At 59.0% G+C, this 11,934-nt stretch carries 12 protein-coding genes and 1 pseudogene; 2 read left to right on the forward strand and 11 right to left on the reverse strand.

Going from position 1 to position 11,934, the window contains the following annotated elements; translation table 11 throughout:
* Positions 1–4 precede the first annotated feature (4 nt).
* The 8 genes and pseudogenes from ACZ1GS_RS17360 to hisN form a co-directional block, all read right to left on the reverse strand.
* Positions 5–1,567, reverse strand: a complete 1,563-nt coding sequence (locus ACZ1GS_RS17360) for a peptide chain release factor 3 (protein WP_472696412.1) — start codon at positions 1,565–1,567, stop codon at positions 5–7.
* Positions 1,568–1,571: 4 nt separating this feature from the next.
* Positions 1,572–3,937: pseudogene (gene pheT / locus ACZ1GS_RS17365) on the reverse strand (phenylalanine--tRNA ligase subunit beta).
* Between the two features lie 115 nt (positions 3,938–4,052).
* Positions 4,053–5,168, reverse strand: a complete 1,116-nt coding sequence (gene pheS, locus ACZ1GS_RS17370) for a phenylalanine--tRNA ligase subunit alpha (RefSeq protein ID WP_472696413.1) — start codon at positions 5,166–5,168, stop codon at positions 4,053–4,055.
* Positions 5,169–5,281: 113 nt separating this feature from the next.
* The gene (gene rplT / locus ACZ1GS_RS17375; RefSeq protein WP_229954995.1) at positions 5,282–5,644 is read right to left on the reverse strand and encodes a 50S ribosomal protein L20; all 363 of its coding nucleotides are present in this window, start codon (positions 5,642–5,644) and stop codon (positions 5,282–5,284) included.
* A 59-nt stretch (positions 5,645–5,703) separates the two neighbouring features.
* Entirely contained in the window at positions 5,704–5,904 is a 201-nt protein-coding gene (gene rpmI / locus ACZ1GS_RS17380; protein WP_472696414.1) for a 50S ribosomal protein L35, read from the reverse strand.
* 117 nt (positions 5,905–6,021) lie between these two features.
* Positions 6,022–6,495 carry a hypothetical protein gene (locus ACZ1GS_RS17385; protein ID WP_472696415.1) on the reverse strand — a complete coding sequence of 158 codons (474 nt, stop codon included), beginning with the start codon at positions 6,493–6,495 and terminating at the stop codon, positions 6,022–6,024.
* 115 nt (positions 6,496–6,610) lie between these two features.
* The gene (locus tag ACZ1GS_RS17390; protein WP_472696416.1) at positions 6,611–7,513 is read right to left on the reverse strand and encodes a helix-turn-helix domain-containing protein; all 903 of its coding nucleotides are present in this window, start codon (positions 7,511–7,513) and stop codon (positions 6,611–6,613) included.
* Positions 7,501–8,280 carry a histidinol-phosphatase gene (gene hisN, locus ACZ1GS_RS17395; RefSeq protein WP_472696417.1) on the reverse strand — a complete coding sequence of 260 codons (780 nt, stop codon included), beginning with the start codon at positions 8,278–8,280 and terminating at the stop codon, positions 7,501–7,503. The genes ACZ1GS_RS17390 and hisN overlap by 13 nt, the downstream gene beginning before the upstream one ends.
* A 63-nt stretch (positions 8,281–8,343) precedes the next feature.
* Between hisN and ACZ1GS_RS17400 the strand changes: the two genes are divergently transcribed.
* The gene (locus ACZ1GS_RS17400) at positions 8,344–8,841 is read left to right on the forward strand and encodes a hypothetical protein (RefSeq protein WP_472696418.1); all 498 of its coding nucleotides are present in this window, start codon (positions 8,344–8,346) and stop codon (positions 8,839–8,841) included.
* Between the two features lie 34 nt (positions 8,842–8,875).
* Here ACZ1GS_RS17400 and ACZ1GS_RS17405 read toward each other — a convergent pair whose 3' ends face one another.
* The 3 genes from ACZ1GS_RS17405 to ACZ1GS_RS17415 form a co-directional block, all read right to left on the reverse strand.
* Complete coding sequence (locus ACZ1GS_RS17405) at positions 8,876–9,280, reverse strand: hypothetical protein (RefSeq protein ID WP_472696419.1); 405 nt, start codon at positions 9,278–9,280, stop codon at positions 8,876–8,878.
* A gap of 43 nt (positions 9,281–9,323) precedes the next feature.
* On the reverse strand, positions 9,324–10,259 hold the full coding sequence (locus tag ACZ1GS_RS17410) for a ribose-phosphate pyrophosphokinase (protein WP_472696420.1): 936 nt from the start codon (positions 10,257–10,259) through the stop codon (positions 9,324–9,326).
* Positions 10,260–10,370: 111 nt separating this feature from the next.
* Positions 10,371–11,183 (reverse strand): LytTR family DNA-binding domain-containing protein, encoded by an 813-nt coding sequence (locus ACZ1GS_RS17415; RefSeq protein WP_472696421.1) that lies wholly within the window; start codon positions 11,181–11,183, stop codon positions 10,371–10,373.
* A gap of 158 nt (positions 11,184–11,341) precedes the next feature.
* Here ACZ1GS_RS17415 and ACZ1GS_RS17420 point away from each other — a divergent pair, with 158 nt between their 5' ends.
* A complete protein-coding gene (locus ACZ1GS_RS17420; RefSeq protein ID WP_472696422.1) occupies positions 11,342–11,899 on the forward strand; it encodes a DUF2306 domain-containing protein in 558 nt (185 codons plus the stop codon).
* Positions 11,900–11,934: the final 35 nt, after the last annotated feature.

The following is an 11,934-nucleotide window of genomic DNA, read 5'->3' on the forward strand; positions in this document are numbered from 1 at the left end:
TCCTCTATCGCTCTCTGGTGGCGCTGAATTTCAAATCGGGATTGCGCTCTTCCTGATAGCCAACATCCCACGCGCTTTTGGCGAGGAACACCATATTGTCATCGCGATCCCGGGCAAGGCTGGTCTGGTTGATATTGGCAAAGGCGCTCATCACATCCTCGGCGCCGCTGATCCAGCGGGCGGTTTCAAAGGGCGCGGGTTCCAGGCCTGCTTCAACCTTATATTCCGCGGACAAGCGGCTGACCAGAACTTCGAGCTGGAGCTGGCCGACGACGCCGATAATCCAGTTTGCGCCGAGTTCGGGATAGAAGACCTGCACGACACCTTCTTCGGACAGGTCGTCGAGCGCCTTGCGCAGCTTCTTGGTCTGGGTCGGGTCTTTCAGGATCACGCGGCGCAAAATCTCGGGCGCAAAATTGGGCAGGCCGGTAATCCGCACCTGATTCTTTTCCGACAGCGTATCGCCAACCCGCAAGGTGCCGTGATTGGGAATGCCGATAATATCGCCGGGCTGGGCGGTATCGGCAATTTCCCGGTCCTGGGCAAAGAACAGGATCGGCGAGTGGATCGCGATTGGCTTGCCGAGCGCGGAGGGCGTCAGTTTCATCCCGCGCTTGAACTCGCCCGAGCAGAGCCGCATGAACGCGATCCGGTCGCGATGCTGCGGGTCCATATTCGCCTGGATCTTGAAGACAAAACCGGTGACGTCTTCGCTGTCCGGATGGATGGGTTCCGGTTCGGCCGGTTGCGGCCGCGGCGCGGGGGCATAGTCGGCAATTGCCTCGATCAGCTCCTCGACACCAAATTGCTTGAGCGCGGATCCGAAATAGACCGGGGTCAGGTCTCCGTTGCGATAGGCTTCGAGATCAAAACTGCTATAGCCGCCCTGGGCCAGCTCGCCTTCGCTGGTCAGCCGCTCGAGCGCCTCGTCGCTCAGGACATCGGCGAGCTTCGGATCATCCAGCCCGGCAAATTGCTGGACTTGGCCATCATATTGCTTGCTGTCGCCATCGGGCTGGTGGAGCTGGTTGCGAAGGAGGTCGTAAATGCCTTCAAACTGGCCGCCCATGCCGGTGGGCCAGCTCATCGGGCAGACGTCGAGCGCGAGCTTGTCGGCAACTTCGTCGAGCAGTTCGAACGGATCGCGGCCTTCGCGGTCAACCTTGTTGACGAAGGTGATGATCGGCACGCTGCGCAACCGGCAGACCTCGAATAGCTTGAGCGTCTGTGCCTCGATCCCGCTGGCCGCGTCGATCACCATGATCGCGCTGTCGACCGCGGTCAGCGTGCGATAGGTGTCTTCCGAAAAATCTTCATGGCCAGGCGTGTCGAGCAGGTTGAAGGTAATCCCCTTGCGTTCGAAGGTCATCACCGACGAGGTCACCGAGATCCCGCGCTGCTGTTCGATCTTCATCCAGTCCGATCGCGCCCGCCGGTTGTCGCCGCGCGCCTTGACCTCGCCGGCGAGATGAATCGCGCCGCCTTTCAGCAGCAGCTTCTCGGTCAGCGTGGTCTTACCCGCATCGGGGTGAGAAATAATCGCAAAGGTGCGGCGGGGATTGGTCATGTTATTAGCCGCGCAATTCTGCACCGAGCTTGGATGCGTTGGCGACCACCTTGTCGGTCAACGCTTTGAGATCCTCGTCGGTCAGGCTCGCTTCGGTCGGTTGCAAAGTGATCTCGACCGCCAGCGATTTCTTGCCTTCGCCGACACTCGCGCCTTCGAACAGATCGAACAACCGCGCATCGGTGATGAGCTTCTTGTCCGCGCCCTTGACCGCGCGCACCAGATCACCAGCCGGCAGGGCCGCGTCGACAATGAACGCAAAGTCACGGGTCACGCTTTGCAACGCCGGCGGCGTAAAGGCATCGCGCATGTGGCTGGCTCTTTTCTTGAGCGGAATCGCATCGAGGAAAATCTCTGCCGCCACCGCGCTGGTTTTGAGACCGAAGGCTTTCAGCACATTCGGATGCAGCGCGCCATAGGCGGCGAGGATTTTCTTCGGACCCAGCCGCAAGGTTCCGGATTGGCCGGGATGATAATGATCGCCGGCCTCGCCAAAATCCATCAGTTTATCGACCGGTGCACCGGCGGCGGCGAGAATGGCCAGGACCTCGGCCTTGGCGTCGAACGGATCGAATTTCGTCGCTGCTCCCCCTGCCAGCTGCGCGCCTGATTGGTGCCGGCGAGGACCAGGCCGAGGGTCGGATGTTCGGTTTCCGCGAGATAGCGTCGGCCGACTTCGAACAGGCGGATGGCCGGCGCGCCGCGATCGGCATTGCGTTGGGCTGCCGCGATCAGGCCGGGCAGCAAGGAGGGCCGCATGACCTTGAGATCTTCCGAGATCGGATTGGCCAGCGACCAGGCTCCGCCACCAAATGGCGCGGCTTCCTTGTCGGAGATGAAGCTCCAGGTAACGGTCTCGTTGAGCCCGCGCGTGGCGGCGGCCCGGCGGGCCTTGCGTTCAGCCAGCTGTTCGGGCGAGGCGGTCGGCTTGGCGACCCCGGCTTTGCGCGGCAAAGGTGCCGAGGGAATCGCATCGAGTCCTTTGATCCGGATGACTTCCTCGACCAGATCCTGCCAGCCGACGACGTCACGACGCCATGTCGGCACGGTTACCGTCCAGTCATCCGCAACCGCGAAACCGAGAGCTTCGAGGATAGCCTTCTGTTCATCGGCCGCGACATCCAGGCCACCAAGGGCGGCACATTGCTGCGGATCATAGGCCAGCACGCGCTGTTCGGTCGGCGGCGTGCCCGCACGAGTAACTTCGCTTGCGGTTCCGCCGCACAGATCAAGCACAAGCGCCGTGGCGATATCGATCCCGCTATCGAGAAACGCCGGGTCGACGCCGCGCTCAAACCGTTGCCGGGCATCGCTGGTCAGCATCAGTTTCTGACCGGTCCGGGCGATATGGGCAGGATCAAAATAAGCGCATTCGATCAGCACATCGGTCGTCGTGGTTTCCGAGCCGGTTTCGGCTCCCCCCATGATCCCGCCAATATCATGCGCGCCCTTGTCATCGGCGATCACGGTCATGCTGGCGTCGAGTACATATTCCTTGTCATTGAGCGCGGTCAGTTTTTCGCCAGGCTTGGCTTTGCGCGCGACCAGCCCGCCGCTGAGCTTGCTGACATCATAGACGTGCAGGGGGCGGCCATGGTCGAGCATCACATAATTGGTAATGTCGACCAGCGCGTTGATCGGCTTCTGCCCCGCGGACTTGAGCCGTGCCTGCATCCAGTCGGGTGATGCGCCATTGCTCACGCCGCTGACCGTACAGCCATAAAAGGCCGGGCAACCCTCTGGATCATCCGTGCGCACATCCGGACCGTCGCCGGTGCGCGATAGGGCCGGAACGGCAAGCGGTTTGAGCGTGCCGAGACCGGCCGCCGCGAGATCCCGCGCGATCCCGCGAACGCCCATGCAATCCTGGCGGTTGGGTGTGATCGCTACATCCATGACCGGGTCGTCCAGTTCTGCATAGTCGGCATAGCTGGTGCCCACCGGCGCGTCGGCGGGCAGTTCGATAATGCCGTCATGATCGTCGCCGAGCTCCAGTTCGCGAGCGCTGCACATCATGCCAAAACTTTCGACATCGCGGATTTTGGCTGGCTTCAGCGTGAAATCGCTGCCCGGAATATAGGTGCCGGGAGGCCCGAACACGCCGACCATATCCTGCCGCGCATTGGGCGCGCCACAGACCACCTGCCATGGCTCGGCAGACCCGTCGTCGACGGTGAGCAGCTGCAACTTGTCGGCATTAGGGTGCGGGCCGGCCTTGATGACCTTGGCCACACGAAAGGGTTTCAGCGCATCAGCCGGATTTTCCAGACCTTCGAGTTCCAGCCCGATAGCGGTCAGCTTGTCGGTAATTTCGGTCAGGCTGGCATCGGTGTCGAGATGCGCCTTGAGCCAAGAGAGGGAGAATTTCATTGTCCAATCTCCTGCTTCAATAACGGGGTGGATGCGCGCCGAAATGATAGGAGCTGGACCCCCGCCTTCGCGGGGGCGACAGGCGCTTTTTGGGATTTCATGATGGCAGTCGATTTCATGCGCCCACTCCTCCGCTGAGCGTCGGAACGTCCAGCGCGTCAAATCCATAATGTCGGGCCCAGCGCAGATCGCCATCGAAAAAGGCACGCAGGTCATCCATGCCATATTTCAGCATCGCCAGCCGGTCGATGCCGCAGCCAAAGGCAAAGCCCTGCCAGACGTCAGGGTCGAGCCCGCAATTGCGGATCACATTGGGGTGAACCATGCCGGAGCCAAGGATTTCCATCCAGCCGCTTTCGTTGCTGCCCGATGATCCACCGATGATCCGGCGGCCTTTTTCGACCGAAAAGCCGACATCGACTTCGGCGCTTGGCTCGGTGAACGGAAAATAGCTCGGGCGCAGGCGCAGCTCGATATCATCGCGTTCGAAAAACGCGCGAACAAAGGTTTCCAGCGTCCATTTGAGGTGGCCCATATGAATCCCCTTGTCGATCACCAGCCCTTCGACCTGATGGAACATCGGCGTGTGGGTCGCATCGCTGTCGCTGCGATAGGTGCGCCCTGGCGCGATGATGTAAATGGGCTCGCCCGCGCCCTGGCTGCGTTGCGCGGCATCGATCATCGTCCGGATCTGCACTGGCGATGTGTGGGTCCGCAGCAGTTTCGGCATGCCCTGATCATCGACATCGGGAAAATAGAACGTGTCGTGCATCGCCCGTGCAGGATGGGTGTCGGGAATGTTGAGCGCCGAGAAATTATGCCAGTCATCCTCGATCTCCGGGCCGGTCGCGACCGAGAATCCGAGATCGGCGAAAATCTCTGCCAGTTCGTCCATGACCTGGGACACCGGGTGAATGCTGCCCAGCGGTGTGGCGGGTGGCGGCAAGGTGAGATCCAGCGTTTCGGTTGCGAGCTTGGCGTTGAGCGCCGCGGCATCGAGCGCGTCCTTGCGAGCGGTGATTGCATCGGCAACCGCTTGCCGCGCACCATTGATCCGCGGCCCTTCGCTCTGGCGCTCTTCCGGCGTCATTTTGCCGAGCGTTTTCAGCAGCAGCGAAATCTCGCCTTTCTTGCCCAGCGCGGCCACCCGGATCGTCTCCAGGGCTTCGCCATCGGTCGCGGCTTCGATCTGCGCGAGATACTGGTCTTTGATCGCTTCGATGTTGCTCATCGTTCTATCCTGTCTTCTATCGCCGTTCCGTCTAGGGAAACCATCTGAAAAACCCAATAAAAAAGCGCCGTAGAGATTGCTCTCCGGCGCTTTTTTGAAATTATGGAAATGCTTCAGGCCTTGGCCAAAGCATCCTGCGCCTGTTTGATCAGGCCGCTAAACACAGCAGGTTCGTTCATCGCCAGATCGGCCATGACCTTGCGGTCCAGCTCGATGCCGGCCAGCTTGGTGCCGTGAATGAATGTGCCATAGGTCATGCCTTCGGCGCGGACCGCAGCGTTGATCCGCTGAATCCAGATTGCACGGAACGCCCGCTTTTTAACTTTCCGATCGCGATAGGCATATTGGCCGGCTTTTTCGACAGCCTGCCGCGCGACGCGAATGGTGTTCTTGCGACGGCCGTAATAGCCCTTCGCCTGAACCAGTAATCTTTTATGTTTTGTACGAGTGGTCGTACCCCGTTTTACACGTGCCATTATCTATATCCTTGTAATCTATCCAGTTGCGCTCAAGCCGAGCGCGACGCGTCTTGTGATCAGAGCCCGTAAGGCGCCCATTTCTTGACTGTACGCGCATCCGCATCACACAATTTCTTGGTGCCGCGGTTCTGGCGGATATATTTGCTGTTATGGCTCATCAAACGGTGGCGTTTGCCGGCGACGCCGTGCTTTACCTTGCCGTTTGCGGTGATTTTGAAGCGTTTCTTCACACCACTTTTGGTCTTCAACTTGGGCATTTTGGTCTCCTTTGAAAAGTACCGTTACGGACACTTGTGGCAGCCCACACTGGCCAGAGCGTCACATAGGAAAGGGCGCAGTAACAGGATTCGGCGCGAATGCAAGGAAATTAGCGTCTAATTCCTGCGCATCAAAGCCGTCATCATGATCAGCGCCACCACAATGGTTGCTGCCCACCGTACAAGACCGATGATCGTCCAGTTGCGGCCGCGTTCGGCAAGCGCCGGATCAAGGGGGGCGGACGGATTTATGGCCGTCAGCGCCTGAAACTGCGGAAAGATCACCAGAATAGAAACTGCGCAAATAATAAGAAACAGGACGAAGCCGGACAGCAGCAGCATTCTGCGCGATGTCGACCAGTTCAAGGCCGTGGCGATGGCGAAAAAGAGCACCGCAAGGGGCGCCACGATTTGCCAGAAACCGCTGCTGTCATAGGCATATTCACCATGGAAAATGGCAAACGAGGCCGGCGGGTTCGAAAAGGTCAAGGCACCGACAACGACATGGCCGAAAATTTCTGCCCCGATCATCGTCGTGACAAACAATAATGCAATCATCAACGCAATGTCGCGAATCTGCAGCCTGTTCATGGAACCCTCCGCCGGATATGCCGTGGAAACTAAGCCTTCGAGGAAGGACTGTCAAAATTTACGGCAAGGTCCAACCGTTGCCGGTCACTGCCAAGATGGTCGGATAATCCGCAGACTAATTGTCGGCTTTTGGTTGCGCAGGAGCATGCAGCACCTGCATGCCCGCGCCCGCCGCTGCCATCCGGCCATGCACGGCGGCGTTGAGAAACGGGTGGGGGCGGGCCTTATAGGCGCTTGCACTCATGCCCATGAAGCGCCGGAAATCCCGACCGAAATGGGCCTGATCATAATATTGCGGGTCTATCGTGGCGATCCAGCTCTGTTCCGGATTGAGCATATTGTCAGCCAGGCTGCGCAGAAAGCGCTGGCGCCGCAGCAGGAGCTTGGGTGGAAAACCGAAGGCCTTGCGGCTGAGCCGGTCCAGTGAACGGCCGATAATATTTAGCCGCTCCGCCATTTCCTGAACCGTGGCGAGATCGGGATCGACCAGGATGCGGTGGGCCTGGTGGACCAGATCATTATCCGGTGGCGCATTGTCCAGCAACGCCAGCAGAAACTGGTTGATCTGCTCCGCTTCGGCATTGGCATCAGCCGTGCCTGCGGCGAACAGTTGTCTGCGCAGACCTGCAAAGGTCTGAAACCCGGCATCCGTGTCGCCGTCAACCGTCCGGTCGGCATAGTCTTCGGCGGAAACCGGGATAAATTTGCTCCATCCCAATGGCAATAAACCAATGCCCCAAGAGCGCATCTTGGCGGTTTCGAACCAGGACGCCATGCTGGTCGGTCCGGTGGCGACAAATTGCGGCATGCGCCTATGCGGTGCTGATCCGATACTGCCGACCGGTGTTTCATCCTGCATGAATCGCAAATTTGCCCATTCGGGATGCAGATGGTCCCCAATCGGCTCGCCGTTGCGGCTGTCCACTTCGGTCAAATAGAGCGTGCTGACATAGGGTTTGAGCGCTTCTGCTGGGGGGAAGAAGCGGATTTTGACGTCCGCCTGGTTTAGTGATGACAAGCAATCGCCTCCAGCACGTCGTCGACGCGCGCCTGATCGCCGATCGCCAGGACGTGGCCGTCGGATTCGGCGTGTAACGGTTCTCCGTTCCAGTCGCACATCATGCCGCCAGCGCCATCGACAATCGGGGCCAGCGCGGCATAGTCGTGCAGCATCAGACCGGCTTCACAAACGACATCGACATGACCGGATGCGACGAGGCCGTAATTATAGCAGTCGCCGCCATAGATGATCTTGCGCGGGGCCACCTTGCCGGCGAGTCCCATGAAATGATCGGCATCATGCTCGTCAAACTGGTGCGGTGTGGTTGTCGCCAGCACGGCATCCTTAAGATCGCGGCAGCGCGCGCTCTGGGCCGGTGCGCCGTTGAAGGTAGTTGGACGTCCGACCACGCCGACCCAGCGTTCCCGGCCGATCGGCTGATCGATAATCCCGAGCACTGGCCAGCCGTCCTGCAGCAGCGCGATCAGCGTTCCGAAAATCGGTCGCCCGGCGATGAAGCTGGTGGTTCCGTCAATCGGATCGAGCACCCATTGGCGCGCCGCGCCTTCGTTGATCGTGCCATATTCTTCGCCGATAATGCCGTCGCCGGGACAGGCGGCCTCAATGATGCCGCGCATGGCCGCCTCGGCGGCCCGATCGGCTTCTGTCACCGGCGTGGAATCGCTCTTGGTGTCCTGATCGAATTTGGCGCGATAAAGCGGCCGGATCGCTTCGCCTGCGGCGTCGGCAAGTTGTTCTGCAAGGGCAATATCTTTGGGAGTCATGGCCATGCTGTAAACGAACCGTGGCCAGGGGTCTATTGTCTATAGCTGATATTTGGAATCGGTTTGCAAATCCAGTGGACCAGCCTAGGAAGTGTGGAGTACATCGCTGTTGCAAGGCTCAATATGACATTAATCTCTAAGATGTTCCTGGCGATACTGGTGATTACCGGTTCAATCCTGTCTGGCGGAACAGTTGCCGCACAACCTTTGCCAGAAAATTCTCCGGCATGTCAGAATGGGTGCGGTGTACGCGGCCCCGCCGACGACCTCGAGCGCGGCAAGATGGTGCGAGGTCAAAACTATGCCAACCGTGGACTCAAATTTCTGAATCAGGGAAAATACAAAAAGGCAGCCAAGCAATTTGATCGTGCTGCGGCACAGCAATCGGGCAATGGATATTTCCGATATATGTCGGGATCCAGTTACTATTTGTTGGGCAATTACCCTCTAGCCAAAGACCGGCTAACCGCTGCGCTTGGCGCAACCGGTCGTGGTGCACTGCACGCCGGTCAAAAGAAAATTGCCGAAGATATGCTGCGAACCATCGCTGCCAGACGCTAGATTTAGGTAACGTGATACGGGTTTGAACAACGCATCAGAGCGTTTTTTCAACCGATCGCCAACTCCACAGATACAGAATCAGCCCGGTGATGATAAACAGCGCGCCGCCGGACAACACCCAGGAATTGGCCCACCAGAAGGTGCCCCAGGAAAACTCTCCGGCCATGATCTTTTTCCAGCCGTTAAAATGCTGAACCGCCGCCACTGCCAGGCCGAAAAACGCCAGAGTCGAGGAAATCCAGCGATTGAACCAATGCTGCGGCTGCATCAACAGGGCCAGGCCGAGCAAGCCGATGATCGTCCGCTGCGCCCGGCAATAGGGGCAGACATAGACCCAGCCGGCCCATTCGGTCGTCCAGGTAAAAAGCGACAGGGCAATGGCGAAAAGCGCGATGGCCACGCGATAGCGAAACAGTTGATCCAAACTTGGCATTGTCATTGGCCCCCCGACCCTCTGCCCCTTTTACCGATTCGGGTTCCGATCAATCAAACAGACTTGAGACCGAACTTTCGTCGGCGATCCGCTTGATCGCTTCGCCGAGCAGCGGGGCGATGGTCAGATGGCGGACATGATCGGACTGCTGGACCGCTTCGGTGGCACCGATCGAGTCGGTAATGACCAGTTCCTTGAGCGCGCTGCCGTCAACCCGGGCCACCGCGCCGCCCGAAAGTACCCCGTGGGTACAATAGGCGACCACACCGGTTGCGCCCTGATCCTTGAGTGCCTGGGCGGCGTTGCACAAGGTGCCGCCGGAATCGACAATATCATCGATGAGAATACAAAAACGCCCGGACACGTCGCCGATAATGTTCATCACTTCGGATTCGCCCGCGCGTTCGCGGCGCTTGTCGACAATCGCCAGCGGCGCGTTGTCGAGCCGTTTGGCCAGCGCGCGGGCCCGGACCACACCGCCCACATCGGGCGATACGACCATCAGTTCATGGCCTGAGAAGCGCGCCTGGATGTCCGCCGACATCACCGGTGCGCCGTAGAGATTGTCGGTTGGAATATCGAAAAAGCCCTGGATCTGCCCGGCGTGCAGATCGATTGACAGCACCCGGTCGGCGCCAGCTTCGGTGATCAGATTGGCCACCAGTTTAGCGGAAATCGGCGTCCGCGGTCCGGGTTTGCGGTCCTGGCGGGCATAGCCGAAATAGGGGATCACGGCGGTAATGCGCTTGGCCGACGCCCGGCGCAGCGCATCAATACCGATCAGCAGTTCCATCAGATTGTCGTTCGCCGGGTAGCTGGTCGACTGCATGATGAAAACATCTTCGCCGCGGACATTTTCGTGGATCTCGATGAAAATCTCGTCATCGGCAAAGCGCTTCACGCTGGCGTCGGTCAATTTGATGTCGAGATAATCCGCGACGGCTTGTGCAAGCGGCAAATTGCTGTTGCCAGACATGAGTTTCATAAATTGGCTCCCCCGAAATCTGGTCCGTTACCAGCTGAGAATCACGGACCCAATATGATGCTTTCGTGACACTGTTAGACAGGTGCCGCCAAAATCAAAAGCGCCTTTTGATCAAATCCAGCCAGATTGTTTCAGCCTGGCGACATATGCGCGGGAAACCGGGACTTCCAGATCGTTGTGCAGCACGAGGCGCCAATTGCGGACGTCTTTTTTTGACGTCATGACAGCGCTGCGCGCCACCCACCAGCTGCGATGCACTTGCATGCCGTCCAGCGGCTCCATTTCGACAATTGCATCGGAGAGGCGCATGAGCAGCATTTCGGATCGCTCGGGCGCATGGACGCGCACATAATGATCTTCGACACCCAGGGCGAGGATCTCGGGCGGAAAGCCCGGTGGCAGGCGATCCTGAATCCGCGCCTGGATCGGCAGGTCCTCGGACGAGTCTGCGGGACCAGACGGCGGAGGCGTGGTTGCTTCTTCTGTTGCGGGCGCCGTTGCATGAGCATGATCCCGCCCGAAGACCAGGCGCATCAGCAGATAAATGCCGCAGCCAATAGCGGCACACTGCAGATAAAGGACGAGAAACGCATTGCCGAAAAAGCGCGGATCAAACCGCATCCCGGCAATCGCAAATCCGATCAGGACTGATAGCGGCAAAGCGGCAATGGCGGCGGACAGCAATACCGCCGCCCATTCCGGGACACCGGTGCTGGCCCGGAGCCATTCGGCGGTGATCGATACCGGTCGGAAAATCGCATAGCCGACGATGATGAACCCGACCCAGTAGAGCAGACGCATCCCCACCGGCATCGCATAAGTGCCAAATGGCCCGAGAAAGCCAAGCACCAATCCGATCGCCGCCATGATCAGCAATTCGACTGCGATCTGCTTGCGTACCGGCAGGTGTTTCTTGCTGTTCATACGATGCCCCAATGGCCCGTTCGCGCTTCGTGAATGGGCAAATTACCAGTTTTTGGCGCGTTTACGCATAAGCGCAATCCATTGGCGTAAGCAAGCTGTTATGTCATTCATTCTTCGACCACACCGCTGGCAACGCCATCCAAAAGAGGACAATCCAGATGAAAAATGACATGGGCGATGCGCCTTCGGTTCCTGCTACGCAAAGCGGCCTATCGATCCAGAACATGATCTTCATGGCTGGCGCGACAATCCTGTTCACCTTGGTGATGATGGCGCTGTCGAACCTTTCCGGTGGCTATGCGGTCGGATCTGCGCCAGCCGGCAGTCCAGCCCGGCCGCTAACTCTTCCAGTCATGATCCATCTCGCTACCGTCATTCCGGCCATTCCCCTGGGCGGCTATATCCTGTGGCGGAAAAAGGGCGACGCCCAACATAAGATGCTTGGTCGAATCTGGGGAATCCTCATGCTGATCACCGCGATCGCGAGTTTCTGGATCGGTCGGCCGGGCACGGGCATTGCTGGCAGCGGGTACAGCTTCATCCATATATTCTCGATCATTACGCTGGTCTCGATTCCGATGGGGGTGTGGCAGATCCGGCGCGGCAATGTGAAGGAACATTATCGGGCGATGCGCGGTCCCTATATCGGCCTGCTGATCGCCGGTCTGTTTGCTTTCATTCCCGGCCGGGTGCTGGGGTCGCTGGTTTTCGGATAAATCATTTGCCCCGTGGCCAGCGGCTTTCTATCAGG

Source organism: Parasphingorhabdus sp. W113, from assembly GCF_055693205.1.